This window comes from Flavobacterium poyangense, assembly GCF_011751075.1.
GTDB lineage: Bacteria > Bacteroidota > Bacteroidia > Flavobacteriales > Flavobacteriaceae > Flavobacterium > Flavobacterium poyangense.
Genome location: NZ_JAALLN010000005.1, coordinates 14,005 through 30,881, shown reverse-complemented (window position 1 = coordinate 30,881; position 16,877 = coordinate 14,005). Strand labels below are relative to the sequence as shown.

General features: G+C 34.3%; 15 protein-coding genes, 1 tRNA gene and 1 pseudogene. 10 read left to right on the top strand and 7 right to left on the bottom strand.

Annotated features, from left to right (window positions below; genetic code table 11):
* Positions 1 to 361 precede the first annotated feature (361 nt).
* The 7 genes from G3A47_RS10900 to G3A47_RS10870 all read right to left on the bottom strand — a co-directional run bounded on the left by G3A47_RS10900 (position 362) and on the right by G3A47_RS10870 (position 5,682).
* Positions 362 to 1,216 carry an EamA family transporter gene (locus tag G3A47_RS10900; RefSeq protein WP_166922197.1) on the bottom strand — a complete coding sequence of 285 codons (855 nt, stop codon included), beginning with the start codon at positions 1,214 to 1,216 and terminating at the stop codon, positions 362 to 364.
* Positions 1,217 to 1,342: 126 nt separating this feature from the next.
* Positions 1,343 to 2,806: an AAA family ATPase gene (locus tag G3A47_RS10895; protein WP_166922195.1), complete on the bottom strand. Its 1,464-nt coding sequence runs from the start codon at positions 2,804 to 2,806 to the stop codon at positions 1,343 to 1,345.
* 269 nt (positions 2,807 to 3,075) lie between these two features.
* Positions 3,076 to 4,194, bottom strand: a complete 1,119-nt coding sequence (locus tag G3A47_RS10890; protein WP_166922193.1) for a vWA domain-containing protein — start codon at positions 4,192 to 4,194, stop codon at positions 3,076 to 3,078.
* 106 nt (positions 4,195 to 4,300) lie between these two features.
* Positions 4,301 to 4,699 (bottom strand): YchJ family protein, encoded by a 399-nt coding sequence (locus G3A47_RS10885; RefSeq protein ID WP_243860415.1) that lies wholly within the window; start codon positions 4,697 to 4,699, stop codon positions 4,301 to 4,303.
* Complete coding sequence (locus tag G3A47_RS10880; protein WP_166922191.1) at positions 4,671 to 4,904, bottom strand: hypothetical protein; 234 nt, start codon at positions 4,902 to 4,904, stop codon at positions 4,671 to 4,673. Before G3A47_RS10880 ends, G3A47_RS10885 begins: the two co-directional genes overlap by 29 nt.
* 92 nt (positions 4,905 to 4,996) lie before the next feature.
* Positions 4,997 to 5,143 carry a hypothetical protein gene (locus G3A47_RS10875; RefSeq protein ID WP_166922190.1) on the bottom strand — a complete coding sequence of 49 codons (147 nt, stop codon included), beginning with the start codon at positions 5,141 to 5,143 and terminating at the stop codon, positions 4,997 to 4,999.
* Entirely contained in the window at positions 5,143 to 5,682 is a 540-nt protein-coding gene (locus G3A47_RS10870; RefSeq protein ID WP_166922188.1) for a hypothetical protein, read from the bottom strand. Before G3A47_RS10870 ends, G3A47_RS10875 begins: the two co-directional genes overlap by 1 nt.
* Positions 5,683 to 5,770: 88 nt before the next feature.
* Between G3A47_RS10870 and G3A47_RS10865 the strand changes: the two genes are divergently transcribed.
* The 10 genes and pseudogenes from G3A47_RS10865 to G3A47_RS10820 all read left to right on the top strand — a co-directional run bounded on the left by G3A47_RS10865 (position 5,771) and on the right by G3A47_RS10820 (position 16,656).
* Positions 5,771 to 6,022: a hypothetical protein gene (locus G3A47_RS10865; RefSeq protein ID WP_166922186.1), complete on the top strand. Its 252-nt coding sequence runs from the start codon at positions 5,771 to 5,773 to the stop codon at positions 6,020 to 6,022.
* 505 nt (positions 6,023 to 6,527) lie between these two features.
* Positions 6,528 to 6,968, top strand: coding sequence for a KTSC domain-containing protein (locus G3A47_RS10860; protein ID WP_166922185.1), 441 nt, complete (start codon positions 6,528 to 6,530; stop codon positions 6,966 to 6,968).
* A 260-nt stretch (positions 6,969 to 7,228) separates the two neighbouring features.
* Positions 7,229 to 7,990: a DUF4369 domain-containing protein gene (locus G3A47_RS10855; RefSeq protein ID WP_166922183.1), complete on the top strand. Its 762-nt coding sequence runs from the start codon at positions 7,229 to 7,231 to the stop codon at positions 7,988 to 7,990.
* 18 nt (positions 7,991 to 8,008) lie between these two features.
* Positions 8,009 to 8,395, top strand: a pseudogene (locus G3A47_RS10850) (peroxiredoxin family protein); the annotation flags it as partial.
* Between the two features lie 697 nt (positions 8,396 to 9,092).
* A tRNA-Tyr gene (locus tag G3A47_RS10845) sits at positions 9,093 to 9,176 on the top strand.
* A 712-nt stretch (positions 9,177 to 9,888) separates the two neighbouring features.
* A complete protein-coding gene (locus tag G3A47_RS10840) occupies positions 9,889 to 11,988 on the top strand; it encodes a hypothetical protein (RefSeq protein ID WP_166922181.1) in 2,100 nt (699 codons plus the stop codon).
* Between the two features lie 172 nt (positions 11,989 to 12,160).
* A complete protein-coding gene (locus tag G3A47_RS10835) occupies positions 12,161 to 12,676 on the top strand; it encodes a hypothetical protein (protein ID WP_166922179.1) in 516 nt (171 codons plus the stop codon).
* A 146-nt stretch (positions 12,677 to 12,822) separates the two neighbouring features.
* The gene (locus G3A47_RS10830) at positions 12,823 to 14,916 is read left to right on the top strand and encodes a hypothetical protein (protein WP_166922178.1); all 2,094 of its coding nucleotides are present in this window, start codon (positions 12,823 to 12,825) and stop codon (positions 14,914 to 14,916) included.
* Between the two features lie 339 nt (positions 14,917 to 15,255).
* Positions 15,256 to 16,023 (top strand): hypothetical protein, encoded by a 768-nt coding sequence (locus G3A47_RS10825; protein WP_166922177.1) that lies wholly within the window; start codon positions 15,256 to 15,258, stop codon positions 16,021 to 16,023.
* 249 nt (positions 16,024 to 16,272) lie between these two features.
* Positions 16,273 to 16,656, top strand: a complete 384-nt coding sequence (locus G3A47_RS10820) for a hypothetical protein (RefSeq protein WP_166922176.1) — start codon at positions 16,273 to 16,275, stop codon at positions 16,654 to 16,656.
* Positions 16,657 to 16,877: the final 221 nt, after the last annotated feature.

Genomic DNA, 16,877 nt, shown 5'->3' with positions numbered 1-16,877 from the left:
AGTACAATAGCTGCACGGAATTTTGATCAGACAGCATTGCATCATTGTATTCCTGTTTCGATTCGGTCTCATATCTGTTTTTTATTAATTCTAAAAAAAAGCCTTCCATGGTGCGTGAAAGGCTTAAAAAAAAAAATAACAAGTAGATCTTCTATTAACGCCATTTCATAACACAATTCATCATGCAACACATTAGCAAGCTGCACATAAATAGACTATTATTTTGACTAGAGTTTTTCATTGTTATTGCAAATTTATAAATTACTTTATATATTCTATAGAATTAGTAGAATTAATTTTAAATAAAATGAATAAAATCACAAAACACGTTGTAAACAAAGCATTTACAGACCTATAAAAATTACTGAATTTGCGAAATAACGATTAAAATAATGGCAATAAGGGCTAAAAAGATCCCTACAAAGTTGATTTTGGATAATTTTTCTTTGAAAAAAAACAAACCAATAAGACTCCCCAGAATAATAACCCCCATGTTCATTCCGGCAAAAACTGTAGAAGGATTATCTGAAAAAGCTTGATGTGCTTTTAGGTAAAACAAAATATTTCCGAAGTTAAAAAGGCCTACTAACCCTCCAAAAAGAATATTTTTAGATTCAAATTTTACTTTTTTAAACACAACTTCATAAACAACGATGAGCAAAGCAATAACTAATGCAATGCAAAAAACAACAAAGAGAGAAGTCGTATAGGGTAAGGTGGTATATAGTGCTATTTGCTTAAAAAGAATATCAATAATCCCAAAGCCAAATAAAACAACAGCCGGATAAATCCATTTGTTCTCCGTATTATCAGATTGCTTTTTTAAGATCAGCAAAAGAGCCAAAAAGCCAATGACAAGTCCAAAAACCTTATATGCATTAAATTCTTCTTTAAAAATAAACCAAGCCGCAAGAATCGGAATAAATAGTGATAATCGCTGCGCAGTATCCGTTTTTACAATTCCCATATATCGTATCGAGGCCACCAGAAAAAGAAAAACAACAGGCAATAAAACACCAATTAAAGAATAAATTCCCCAAGGCGCATTTGACTTGACTTCACTAAGATCAGGACTAAATACAAAATAACACAGTAATAGCGCAAAAACATAATTGAAGGCTACAATCTGCGTTGGATTGGTCGCATATTTTCGTGTAATTTTAAAAATAACACCTACAATTACACTGCAAAATATACTTAAAACAAGAAATAACATACCATTTGATTTTGAAAGCAAAAATAGTATTAATCTATTTTATAATTTCAATTTAACACAAAAACAAACCGGACAGGTTTTAAAAAACTGTCCGGTTTATTTATTTATTTTTTTATTTATCCACAATTAAAATTTACTGATATAGCTTCCGTATATATCCTTAAACTGATGCCCTTTTGCGAAGCGATCTTTACTTAACTTTCGGTATTCTACCAGTCCCCATAAAACAAACTCTTTTACAAAATACTGATCTTTTTTGTCCAATTGAGGTTGGTATTTTTTAACTAAAGCATCCAAAGGAGTTACTTCATCCAGTAAACCCTCATATATTGCATCTGAACAATCGTCTAAGAGTTCAAATCCGCTTTCTGCAAAAAACCAATCGATAATATCGGTGTACGGTGTTTTTTCGTCCGCTTTCTCCAATTTTTCAATCTTTGGGAAATACTGCGAAAACAAAGTACGTATCGCTAACCCAATCAGATTTTGAGCCACAGCAGCCGCTCCCTCCTGCTCGCCTTCGTAAACCAACTCAACTTTTCCGGTAATCGATGGAATGATTCCTATAAAATCGGACAAACGCAACGTCGTTTGATCAGCTCCCGCGATTAAAGCACGGCGCTCTGCAGTACTGATTAAGTTTTCGAATGCTGTAATGCTCATTCTGGCACTTACACCACTTTTATTATCTATATATTCGCTATCACGTGCCTCAAAGCTTATTTGCTCCAGAATGTCTTTTGCCAGACCCGGCACATAAACAATTTTACTTTGATTTTCATCTAATTTTGCTTCTTGTTCCGTAATGGCTCTCGCAATTTCTACCGTTTCAGGATAATGCGTTAAAATCTGAGAACCAATTCTGTCTTTAAGAGGCGTAACTATACTTCCTCTATTAGTGTAATCTTCCGGATTTGCTGTAAAAACAAACTGCATATCAAGCGGCATTCTCAGCTTAAAACCTCTAATCTGAATATCTCCTTCCTGCAAAATATTAAACAAAGCCACCTGAATCCTGGCCTGCAAATCGGGCAATTCGTTAATCACAAAAATACAGCGATTTGCTCTCGGAATCATCCCAAAATGTATCACGCGATCATCAGCATAAGACAATTTCAAATTTGCTGCTTTTATAGGATCAACATCACCAATAAGATCCGCAACAGTTACATCCGGAGTTGCCAGTTTTTCAAAAAATCGGTCATTTCTGTGCAACCACGAAATTGGTGTCTCGTCTCCTTTTTCTAAAATAAGATCTCTTGCAAAACGGGAAATTGGATTTAAAGGATCATCATTTATTTCAGAACCGGAGACAAATGGAATATATTCGTCCAACAATTCGATCATTTTACGGGCTAATCTGGTTTTAGCCTGACCACGAAGTCCTAACAAATTGATATTATGACGAGAAAGAATAGCACGCTCTAACTCTGGAATTACTGTATTCTCAAAACCATGAACCCCTTCAAAAACAGGTGCTCCCGACTTGATTTTTTCTCTAAGATTTTCTCTCAATTCGTCTTTGATCGATTTGGTTTTGTATCCTGACGTTTTTAATTGACCTAATGTTTTTATATTCTCTATTTTCATATTATTTATTTAAAATGAAACGATTAAAATAAAGACGCACTGCTGTGTGTCTCTAGCGTAAATCACGTTTCATGTTTTACATTTAACATTTTACATTTCTACGTTTTATTGAACCGACAAAGACGCACTGCTGTGCGTATCTACCACATTTTACATTTTACATTTCACATTTCACATTTTACATTTTACGATTTACATACCACGTTTTATTGAACCGACAAAGACGCACTGCTGTGCGTCTCTACAGCATCTCTACGGCATCTGTATGGTTATCTCACGCGTTTCTTTCGGTTTGTTTCATAATCTTCAAAAATCATTTCACCCAAACCTTTTAATCCTGTGTAAAATGCTTTTCCCTGATTGGCTTCGGTAAAATGATTTACAAAACGCTGCAAATACGGATCATTCGCGATCATAAAAGTTGTAATTGGAATATGCAGTTTTCTGGCTTGTTGCGCTTGTGTATAACATTTGTCAACGATATATTCGTCGAGACCATTACTGTTCATATAATAGGAACCGTCACGTTCGCGAACGCAACTCGGTTTTCCATCGGTAATCATGAAGATTTGTTTGTTGGTATTTCGTTTTCTGCGCAAAATATCCATTGCCAATTGCAGACCGGCAACCGTATTCGTATGATAAGGACCAACTTGCAAATACGGCAAATCTTTGATTGGGATGGTCCAAGCATCGTTACCAAAAACCAAAATATCGAGTGTGTCTTTCGGGTATCGCGTTGTGATTAATTCGGCTAATGCCATCGCTACTTTTTTAGCGGGTGTGATGCGGTCTTCACCGTACAAAATCATACTGTGACTGATATCAATCATCAGAACGGTACTCATTTGCGCTTTGTACTGCGTTTCTTCAACTACCAAATCATTTTCGGTCAACATAAAACTTTCAACACCATTATTGATTTGGGCATTGCGTAAACTTTCGGTCAAAGAAATGCGTTCTAAACCGTCCCCGAAATTAAATTCACGAAATTCGCCTGTATGTTCGTCCCCATTTCCGGCATATTTGGTCTTATGGTTTCCGTTTCCGGAGCGTTTCAAATTGCCAAAAATATGATCCAAAGCCTGTTGTCTGATCGCCCGTTCTGTTTTGGCAGTTATTCCAAAACCGGAAGTCCCATCTTCTTTGGTTTCATCTTTTATGTAACCTTTCTTTTTTAGGTCCTCAATAAAATCATCGATTGTATAGTTCTCATCGGTAAGCTTGTATTCCTTATCCAATTCGCGAAGCCAGTCTATAGCTTCATCAAAATCTCCCGAAGTATGGGTGATAAGCTCCTTGAAAATCCCGAAAAGTTTTTCAAACGGAGACTGAAACGGTGCTTCATATGTCTTAAAGTAAAAACCTTTTTTTATTTCGTCTTTCATAATTCTAAAATTACGGTTTTTTAGAATTACGAAAAACGAAACACTTATTAATTTTTAGTTAAAAAAAATACTGCAAATAGTCCGAAAATAGCTCTGAAATTGAATTTTATTCAAACTTTCCATCAACATAAAACCAAGCCTTATTTTCGAATTTAAAAGTAGAAAATTCATAATGCGTCTGAGGTTTACGATCACTGTCTAAAAAATAAGCTTTAAACTCAACTGTCGTGTCCGTAAAACTAATAATTTCAAGTTTTTGCCACGCATTAGCGGTCGCCCACTTCAATATTTCAGTTCTCGAATAATAAGGTCTTTCTGAAACATAGGTTGTTTCTAACAGATAATCGACATTATGAGTTGCATAGGCTGAATACCTTGAACGCATTAATGCCAGTGCAGTCGGTGCAGTCTGATGAATATGAAGATACAATCCACAGCACTCTTCAAATAACAAGCCGGTATCACAAAAGCATTTTTTACTCTCCATCAACCTGCTCTTCTCCATTGATTTTTACGTGCAGCTGGTTCAATAAAACCTGATATCGGCTAATTTCTCTTAATTCTTCATCTTCTTCAGCAAAATCAAGTAATTCATCAAGAGTTTCACTTACTTCAAGTAATTTATTGTTCGCTTCCTTATCTTGTTTAGCAGCAATTAAATCGATAATTTCCTGTACACTACCTTTTAAATCTTCAAATTTTGTATTCATCTTTTATTTTTTTGTTTCAAGTTTCAAGTTTCAAGTTAGTCCTTGTAAAAACTTGGAATTTGGAGTTTTAGAACTTGAAATTTGATTTATTTTTACTCTTTCTTCTTGTCTTCGTTAAATTTTCTCACAATTTCTTTTAGCTTTTCTTTGCGCGCAATTTCGGCTTGTTTTGCTTTGTTTTGGGCTTTGTGCAATTTGTCATTGTGCTTTTTGATATTCCTCTCATTGTTGCGTCCCATTATATTTCTCTTTTAATTTCTTCTAATGTTTTTTCGGTAAAAATTAATTCTGTGATGATCTTCCGGCGCAAAACGTCTATGTCTTCCTCAAAATGTTTTGCCCAGGATGTCAATTGTTGCAGATTTCTTATTTGTTTGATCCTTTTTGTGGTTTCAAAACTAGTTCTCAAAACTGCCTTTTTATCGTACTCCGGATTGTTTCTATGCTGATAATTGACCGTATTCCTCTCAAAATCAACCTTAATGTAATACAACTTTTCTATGGCATTGTCAGGATAAAATTCGCTCCAGGCACCAAATCCAATTTTTGTTTTTGACGGGGTTTCAGGCTCCATCGCTACCAATCGCCATTTACTATTGGCCAATCTTCCCCAATGATTCGAAACTCTGTACATTCCTTTTTCAGTATAATAATAAGTACTACCGGCTTTACTCTCGAACTGAATTTTCAAACCTTCGATTTCATCCGGTAAAACTTCCTGAAAGACACAAAATGTATTTTTAAAAGAATTGGGATGTGGTTTAAAGTTTTTTTGCATATGCAAATATACTCAGATTGTCCTGAACTCCCCAAACCAAACGATATATTGATTAACTTTGCAACTTCAATTTTAAAACAAAAAAGCTATGTCTAAAGGCTCACACGAAAAAATGCTGCAAAAAGGAGTTTATACCGGCGTTATCGAAAAAGATGAAAACAACAATTATTTTTGTGGAGAATATCTTTTAGATTACAAAATAGCCCACACCAATTTTACTGTCGGAGATATGATCACAATCAAATCTGTTATCGAAAACCCAAGTGATATCAGCTATGACAAATATCCGAAAAAATCTAAAAACTTCGATAAGGCGAATTATAAATCGGAACAGAAATAGTTTTTACGATTTTTTGTTTCTGGTTTCAAGTTTCAGGTTCTCCTAAGTGTTGGTTTAACCGCAAGGAACGCAAAGATTTTTATTTGTCCGGATCGTAAAGAGCCTGCAAAGTATTAACACAAAGCAAAGTCTTTTGCACGCAGATTTTGCAGATTAAGCCGATATTTATTTTGTGCTCAGATAAAAACAATCTGAATAAATCTGCTACCCGAGCGATAGCGAACTGGCGAAGCAAATCTGCGTGAAAAAATTTCACTGCAAACATAGGAGTCCACAAAGCTTTGCTATTTTTTTACTTTTTTACACGCATAGCGGTTAGCATGAAACTTGAAACCTGAAACTTGAAACTTGAAACTTTAAAAAAGCCCTTCTACTTTAAAGATTTTAAATATTTTTTCCTTGAAAACTGAAAAGTTAAAAAAAAGTGTACCTTTGCAAAAAATTTGTCGTTTTGAAGTATTAAATATCCATTTCAAACTAATAGACAAGAAGTTACCTTTTATTTATGAAAAAAATAGTTGAATACCGTAAGTTACTAAATGTAGACAAAACTGCAGAATTAAAAGATTTGAAAGCAATTTATCGCAATGCAATGAAAGAATCTCATCCTGATAAATTTCAAGGTGATGATGCTGGTTTGAAAGCTGCAGAAGAAAAAAGTAAAGCGATTATTGAAGCTTATCACTTTTTGGTAAGTATTAATCCTGAAACGATTAAACTTAATTTACCGGAATACACTGAAACAATTTCGACTTGTACTATTACAGATTATAAATTTGTTGAAGGACGTTTAATTATCGATTTTTCTAATGGTAGTGTTTACGAATACATCAGTGTACCTAAAGCTACTTATGTAAAAATGGTAAATGCAGATTCTCCTGGAAGATTTGCAAAAAGACACATTTTGAACTCTTTCACTTGGAGAAAGAAAACAAATCAAGAATAGATTTATACCTAAACTATCTATACAAGCATTCTGGAAACAGGATGCTTTTTTTATGCTTAAAAAATAAAAAAAGGCGTTATTAAATCTAAAATAAAAATAACATTAAAACTTTTAATGCAACCTACACACTCAAACAGCCTGAAAACATGACCCTTAAGCGCAAAAAAACTATAACAAAATTTTAGGCACCAAAATTCTTTATATTTTATAATTTTAGATACTTTTGTTGCACAAATCAATTAACTAATTAATTTTTTATAATGAAAAAAATACTTTTTTTACTAACTGCTTCTGTAGCGATAATTTCATGCAGCAAAGTTAAAGACGGAGAATACCTAATTACAGGAACCGCAAAAGGAATTGAAAACGGAAAAACGATCATCCTTCAAGGTCAGGATCCAGCAACAAAAATGACTGTCGCTCTTGACACTGTAAAAGTTGAAAACGGAAAATTTGAAATCAAAGGAAAAGTAACTGAGCCGGCTTTTCACACTTTAATCCTTCAAGGAGCAAACAATCCAATCCCTTTTATCTTAGAAACGGGAGAAATTCTTGTTACAGTTGACAAAGACAGCATCCACAAATCTAAAGTATCTGGTACTTACAATAATGATGAGTACACTACTTTCAATGCTGAACTTACTAAAACTCAAAAAAGATTAGCTGATTTTCAGAAAAACAACACTCAGAAAATGCAAACAGCTCAACAAGCTCAAGATACAGCAACTATCAACGGCTTGATGAAAGAATATATGGCTATCCAAACAGAAGTACAAGCAGATTCTAAAAAGAAATATGTAGCTTATGCTGAAGGTCACCCAAAATCTTATATCTCTGCTTTGATTATTCAAGGTATGTTAGGAGATCCATCAACAGATATCAAAAAAGCAGAAGCTTTATATAACTCTTTAGATGAGTCTTTAAAAAACACTACTCCTGGAAAAGAGATCAAAACAAAATTAGGTCAAGCAAAAATGCCTTCAGTTGGTGCAACTGCTCCTTCTGCCGGTAACGCTAAATGAAGATCCGATTTTTCTGCACCTAATCCGGAAGGAAAAGTTATTTCACTTAAACAAAGTTTAGGAAAAATAACTATCGTAGACTTTTGGGCATCATGGTGTGGACCATGCAGACAAGAAAATCCTAATGTTGTAGCTATTTACAAAGAATTACATTCAAAAGGTTTGAATATTATTGGTGTTTCTTTAGATAAAGAAGCCGCTGCATGGAAAGAAGCAATCGCAAAAGATGGTCTTACATGGACACAGGTTTCTAACTTAAAATACTGGGACGAGCCAATCGCCAAACAATATAATGTAGAATCGATCCCGGCAACTTTTATACTTGATGCAACAGGAAAAGTAGTTGCACAAAACTTAAGAGGTCCTGAATTAAGAGCTAAGATCTTAGAGCTTCTAGCTAAATAAGACTTATCTGAATACCATAAAAAAATCTCCCTTAGTGGAGATTTTTTTATTTTATGTAGATTTTGTTTTTATGTGAAATGTTAGAAGTGAAATGTTAGAAGTGAAATGTGACAAGTAAGACTGAGACTGAAACTGTCTTACTTCAATTCTCCCTAGAAATAGTATCACCCTCTTCTGTATTAGATTAAAATTCTTTCGTTCCTGTTACTCTAAATCGGTTTTCGAATTCTTTATTCTTCAGTAGATCTTGCCAATCGCATTTAAGCGCAAATAAACTCTTTCTAAGACACCAAAACGCAAAAATTAGGCTAAAGCCAATCTATTCCCTTTCCGGGTACTCCAGCTAAAGCTGGAGTCTTGCACCCTTGCACCCTTGCACCCTTGAACCTTTGAACCTTTGAACCTTTGAACCTTTGAACCTTTGAACCTTTGAACCTTTGTACCTTTGTACCTTTGTACCTCAAAATCTTCACAACTCAACAACAATAAACAGCAATACTTTTAGCCAAGGGGCTCGCGCAATTAAAAAAAAGAAAAAAAAATAGCATCAGGCACCATTATATTTTATTCAATACCAACGGGTTAAAAAATATCTGAAAAACAACTCAAAATTAAGTTCATTTTTTGTTTGCAAACATGAAAAACGTTGCTATATTTGCAACCGCTTAGCACAACAAAGCGCAATAATACAAGCTTCGGGGAGATACTCAAGCGGCCAACGAGGGCAGACTGTAAATCTGCTGTGTGAACTTCGCAGGTTCGAATCCTGCTCTCCCCACCAAAAAGTCCTAATGAAAATTAGGACTTTTTTTTTGTGCAATTCGGTCTTCGGCTGCGCTCAGACTGACATATGGAGGAATCTGCTACCCGAGCGATAGCGAACTGGCGAAGCAAATCTGCGTGAAAAAATTTTACTGCAAACATAGGAGCCCGCAAAGCTTTTATCGAAACTGCTATTTTTTATCTTAGCGAACCTTGCCAAAACCTTTGTGGCCCTTGCGGTTAAACAAACACGATACTCTTGAAGATTTTTATCTCTCCACAGTTTTTCGTGTTGATCCTTTATCAGACGTTTTTCAAAATTATAACAAAAATATAAATAGACGGTTACAGAAATTATGACATTGATTAACATCTTATTTACTACGTCTTTCTTTAGTCTTTATTATTATTTTTTTACTTATTGAATTATAAATCCATGTCAATAGATTATATAAATTCACTATTGCGTAATAGGTATTAACACATATCAAACTGATAAAAGCTCATCAATTATTAGCAAACAACACAAAAAATTACTCAAAAATTTACGCTAAGCCCTTGTTTTATGGCACATGAGTAGATATGCGTAGTCTTATATTTTTTCCTGACCGTATTTAATATTTCCTTTGCATTTACAAATATAAAGTTGAATTGAAGTGTTTTTTATATTAAGAAATAACGCTCAGTCTTAAATTTAGTAAAACTAGAGTTATTAATGTTAAATTTTTATAATGAACTATTTTTTAAATGGTTGTAACAAAACAAGATTCCTTTTTTTAGTGATTTTAGCAACGCTATTTTCTACAAAGTGTATTGCCCAAGAAATTCAGATATTTAAATACAAAAATCCAAGCATACCCTATAAGTTCGAGGCACAAGCTACTACGTTTAATTATTTAGTTGGAGGAACAATCGTTAATGAAGTAAGGACAACTACAAGTCTTATACCTATTGGATTTGATTTTAATTTTAGTTGTACTACATATTCTAGTTTTTATGCTAGTTCTAATGGGACACTTTGTTTTGACACTGCATTTCCTACTTCAGATAATTGGGAATATCAATTTGGTTATAAGAAAAATCCAAATATTCTAGCTCCTCTATGGGACATATTAGATGGTAATGCCGGTATTTTTTCGTATGCCACTACTGGCACAGCGCCTAACCGAGTTTTTACGGCTGAATGGAAAAACTGGAAATGGAATGCAACTAAACCTAACATATCTTTTCAAGTAAAATTGTACGAGGGAACCAATACTATAGAATACATATACAATCAAGAAGGACTTAACGAAACTCTTAATGAAAAAAGTGCTTCAATAGGTGTTTTTAATGGTCGATACGTAAATACAATTGATAGAAAACAAGGATTATGGCTTAATAATAGTACTTCTAATCCTGATATATTTAATACCTTAAAAAATCAAATCAATATACGCCCTGCAACTGGGCAATTATATCGTTTTACTTATAATGAGACTACTGAAAGCTGTGAAAGTACTGCATATGGACGAACTGTAATTAACGATAAAGGAGGTACAAATGCAACTGATGGACTTAAAATTATCTTAACTGGTGCTGCAAATATGCAGATTATAAAAAATAACACTGGACAGATATTTCCCCCTAAAAGCAATCTCGAAGAAGGCACTTCGCTTCCTTATAAACCAGGAACAGGTGAGTCATCTGGTTTTCAAGGTTTAATACTTGCAATTGGGGGAAAAAAATTTCATTCCGGAAGTTTATCACAACAATATCTTCCAGAAGTTAATAGATTAAATGTAATAAGTAGTACAGAGCAGCGCATTATAGAAACGTCCCCTGGTCATTATGAAAACACAATTAAACTCTCTGCAGTTATAGGCAGTCAGGTATATTATTTAACTATAAAATACACTTATGATTTTCCTAAAACTTATTTTCTGATAGATTATAATGTAGATATACCTCCCGGAAATACCGAAGATGTAAAACTAGTACATGGTTGGGATACCTATTTAGCAAATAGCGATCGAGGTCCAGGATTTGTTAAAGGAAATGCACCAAAATTGATTATGGGTGTTGTTAAAACTCCTTCTTATGAAGCTTTCGAATATGTTGGAGGAATACCATGGAGTGGATATTTTTCTTCTAGTCTTTCTAATTTATATAATGATTTAGGGAACTCTATGACTTATAAAAATACTATACTGACAGATCCTAATATCGATAATGCTATCGGAATTTCAATTAATTTCGGCAACCTCCCAGGTAGCTTTACCAGCAGTAATAAATTGGTTATAGGCTGTGAAGCAGGAGATGTGATGCCTGCTTTAACGGCTAGTACCAGTCGTCTTTGTGCAGGTGTTCCATTAAATTTAAACAATTTTATCACCTCTCAGGTGCCTACAGGTAGTGTTGTCGTTTGGAAAAATGAAACCGGAATTACGGTTGCAGATCCTACAATGGTAACAATTGGAGGAAAATACAGTGTTTCTTTTTATTCAGACAAATACAACTGTAATTCTCCTATTAATACTATTACAATTACGGTCGATAATAGTTGTGCCGTTTGTTATAAATCTGCTGTTACAACTGGCAAAGAAACAGGCTCTTTGACAAGTATTTCTACCTTAAATAAAGAAAACAAACCCGGTTTATCTCAAAGAAACGGTGCTTTAATTTTAGAATCTAAAGAAAAAGGCTTTGCCATTAGTAAAATAGCTTCACCGGAAACAAAGATTGCAGTTCCGGTCGAAGGAATGCTTGTTTATGACCCTGCAAGCCATTGTTTAAAGTTGTACAATGGCAGTTCCTGGCATTGTATTGAGCAATCCTGTACTGATAATTAACTAATAGTCTTTAAAATTGTAATTATTTTATCTGCTACATAAAAAAGTTTTAATAAAAATAAGGGAAACTTACCTCTTTTAACTCAAAGAACTATTAAAATAAAGACAACCAACAGTTAGTCTTTTTTGGAAGAGTAAATACACAAGGTAAGCCCCCGCTAAACCTATAAAAATGAAAAATATATTATTTATGATTCTAATTCTGGTGTCAGGATTAGAAATGAATGCGCAAATGGCCATTGGAAAGCAAACTATAGATGGCTCCGGAATTATAGATTTTGCTAGCGGAGGATTTTCGGGAATTGTTTTACCCTGGGTAACTACTTTGCCCGAAGGAAGTGCTTTAAGTCCGGGAATGCTGATTTACGATGCGATCCAAAAGAAAGTGATGTATTATAATGGTACAATTTGGGTAGATTTATCTAAACGCACGGGAGCAGTAAATTTGTCTGAACAAAATGCAATTCCCGCGGGACCGGAAAAAACGGAAGGAACCGTTTTAGGAGCATTAAGTAGCTCGATAAAAGGCGTACTTGTCTTAGAAACTACCGATAAAGCTTTAATACTGCCTAAGGTAGTCTCTCCACATTTAAATATTGTTAACCCTATGGCAGGCACCATTTGTTACGATACAACTAAAAAAATGCTATGTATTTATAATGGTAGTGAATGGTCATTCTGGAAATAAATACAACATACAAATCAATTATCATTTTTTATGATTGTTGTATCCTTAATAGTTAATAGTTAAACTGAAGTGCTCTTTTGTTTGATACAATGCTCAGCTTTAGTTTTTAGCAAACACATAGTTAAATAATTATATATTTTTTTAAAGTGAGATATTTTATAAAGAATCGCAACAAAACAAGATTTTTTTTTCTAGCCATCTTAGCGGCATTATTTCCTGCAAGAAGTATCGCCCAAGAAGCACAAGGCACCAAACGAGCTGATAATATCCCTTATACTTTTAGTAGTGAACAAACGATCTTTACTTATCTGAATGGGGGAAATATTGTTCCGAATATTAGTACTTCCTCTACTACTGCTACTAACAAGTTACCTCTGGGATTTTCTTTTCAATTTGGGTGTGAGACCTATACTGATTTTTATGCCGGTTCGAACGGAACATTATCTTTCAACACTCCTTTTACTACCCATAATAATTCCAGTAGCTCATTAACACCAGCTAATTTAACTTTACTTGCTCCCTTATGGGATGATTTTGGTGTGGGAACCGGTACTTTTTCCTACAATACTACAGGCACAGCGCCAAATCAGGTTTTTACTGCCGAGTGGAAAAACTGGAAATGGTCTAAAAATGCTACTTCGGGTACCATCACCTTTCAGATCAAATTGTACGAAGGAAGTAATACTATAGAATACATTTATAATCAGGAACCTAATAATTCAGATTCAGGTACTAAATCAGCTTCTATTGGTCTATTTAACGGTATCACTTCAAATGCAGATGCAAAGCAATTATGGCTCAATACAAGTAGTGCGAGCCCGACTGCTTCTACAACTTTTGTCGGTACTATAAACACGCATCCGGGACACGGACAACTATATCGCTTTACCCGTAAAGGCAACAATGATAGCTGTAAAATAGTTTATTATGGTCAGACCATAATAAACCAAAATGGTGGAACAAATGCCAATGACGGGCTTAGGATAACTCTATCAGGTGCGGCAAATATGCAAGTCAGAAAAAAAGATTCAAATCAGATATACAGTAGTTCCGTCAATTTACAGAGAGGAACTTCATACCCATATGATGTCCCAGGAAGTTCACATGGTATAGTATTTTCCGTGGGGCAAAGTAATTTTACAGGAGGTACATTATCCGTAGGTTCAAATCCTGAAAATTCTAATAAGCTAAAGATTATTAGTAGCACACAGCAAAGCTTTATTGAATCCTCTCCGGGTCATTTTGTAAATGAAATCAAACTTTCAGCTCTCAAAAACGAATTAACCTATTTTTTGACAATAAAATATATTTATAGTTTACCCGAGAATTTTTTCACTATAGAATACAATGTAATTATACCAAATGGTAATAGTGAACAAATCAAATTATCCCATGGTTGGGATACTTATTTACAAGGAAGTGATAAAGGCCCCGGATTTGTATCAGGAAAAGCACCTAATTTGGTTGTTGGAGTAGTTAGGGGATCATCATATGAAGCGTTTGAATATCTGGGAGGCGTGCCATGGAGTGGTTATTTTTCAGGTTATTATAGTGATATGAATAAAGATTTAGGATCTACAATGACTTTTAAGAACACCATATACAGCAGCTCGGACACCGATAATGGTATAGGAATTTCGATTAATTTTGGCAGTGCTCCCGGCAATTTTACCAGTAGTAATAAACTGGTTTTTGGTTGTGAAGCAGGAGATACAGCACCAGTTTTAATTAATAAAGGAAGCATCTGTAAAGGCATGGTTTTAGACTTAAATAGTTTAATTACTTCCCCAACACCCGCAGGTACAGTTTTGGTTTGGAAAGATGCTAAGGGAGCCGTGGTTACAGATCCTACTACGGTAACTACAGCAGGCACTTACACAGCTTATTATCATTCTGCAAAATATAATTGTAGTTCCCCTTCAAGTAGTACCGTTATTACAAATGATAATACTTGCGGAATTTGCTATAAACCCGGTGTTGTTACCGGCAAAGAGGCAGGTTCTTTAACCATTATTTCTACACTGAATCGAGAAAATAATCCTGGTTTAAATAAAAGAAATGGTGCTCTAATCTTAGAGTCTACAGAAAAAGGATTTGCTATTAGTAAAGTCAATTCGCCGGAAACAGCTATAGCTGTTCCTGTTGCTGGAATGCTTGTTTACGATCCGAAAAGCAATTGTTTAAAACTGTACAATGGCAGCTCTTGGAATTGCATTCAGCAATCCTGTATTGATAACTAAGTATCTAAATACAAATTATTAATAAACGAATAAAAATGAAAAATATAACATTTATAATTCTAATTCCGGTGTCATGATTAAAAAGGAATGTTCGGATCGCGATCGTAAAGAGCAATGTAGAAGGTTCCGGAGTTATAGCTTTTGGTACTGGTAGTGTTTCAGGAATCTTTTTGTCATGTGGAACACATTACCTCCAGGGAAATGTTTTAATAGCAGGAATACTTAATTATGATGTGATTGAAAAAAATATCTGCAAAACAAATTTGCTTAACCTCCTTCTTTGTTTTTATACTATCAAAATTGACAATTAATTAAAAATCGAACATTAAAATTCAAAAAATGATACTAAGAAAAATAGTGCTAGGAATTATTCTATTAGGTTTAAATTCAGCTTACAGTCAAACGGGAATAAATACTGAAACTCCCTCTGTAACCTTAGATGTACGGGAAACCAACCCGTCCAGTCCAACATCGGCTGCAGGAATAGGATGTCCACAAGTTAGTACTTTACCAAACAGTGGAAACAGATCAGGACAACTGGTTTATTTAACAACCGACAATATGTTTTATTATTACGATGGTACAATTTGGAAATGTTTGAATTGTTCTATTTCAGGAGCGACTATGGGTGATGTTAAGAATAGTTTTAAAACAGCTGATCATGAAGGATGGTTACTACTGAACGGAAGAAATTTAACCACTTTAACAGCAACTCAAATGACTGCTGCCGCTGCTTTAGGGTTTACAAATACAATTCCGAATGCAACTAATAAATTGCTTAAAATGAAAGGGGTATTAGGAAGCACAAATGGAAATGACCAGGTAGTTTTAGGTAGAGCCAATCTACCCAATATACAATTGACAGGTACCACAAATTATAGTGGAGCTCACAGACACACTTATACAGATAGAGGGAGTGCAAGTCACAGTATCGCAGCAGGAGCTGGCAGCAACCCAATAGCTGATGATAAAGATGGCTCCTATCAAACAGAATCTGCAGGAGATCACAATCACACTGTAACTATTTCTACCGGAGGAAGTAACAGCCCTATTAATACAGAAAATACATATCTAAGTACTAATGTATTTATATACTTAGGATTGTAATACTAAATAATATTGTGATAAGCTTTTTAAAGACCCTATTTGATATTAACCAATAGTAGCCCCTTAAAGTTGTAATTACCTTGTCTGATCTCTAATTCGGCTAAGATTACAAAATTTTACCTGATATATAGAAACGTTTTATTAAAAATTAAGGGAAACTGTCTGCTTTTAACTCAATAAGCTATTAAAGTTACCCCTCAACAGTTAGTTATTTTAGTTAAAGACAAGCGACTACTAAAACATATCAAAATGAAAAATATAGTATTTATGATTCTAATCCTGGGGCCGGGATTAAAAATGAATGCCCAAATGACTGTTGGTAAACATACTGTAAAAAGTTCCGAAATTACCGATTTTGGTAACGGTGGTGTCTCTGGAATTGTTTTGCCCTGGGCAGCTTCAATACCTAAAGAAAATGTTTTAATTCCGGGAATGCAGATTTATCCTGCGATTCAAAAAAAAGGGGTATATTATTATGGTACTGTTCGGACAGATTCATCTGTACCTACCGAGATGGTAAACTTGCCTAAACAAACAGTTCATGAAGGACCTGAAAAAACTAAAGAAACAGTTATAGAAGCGTTAAACAGTTCAATAAAAGGAGTACTTAAAAAACTACTGACAAAACTTTAATACTCCCCAAAGTAACTTCATCATTATTATATACTGTTAACCTTATGACCGAGGCAATTTGTTATGAAGTAACTATAAAAACTGCTTGTATATAATAGTAACGAAAGGTTATTTTGGAAACAATCGTAACATACAAAACCGCTTTATTCTCGTTATATCACTGCCAATTGATCGGTGATTTTTTTTAGTTATGGTATTCTGTCGCTTTAAATTGAAGTGCT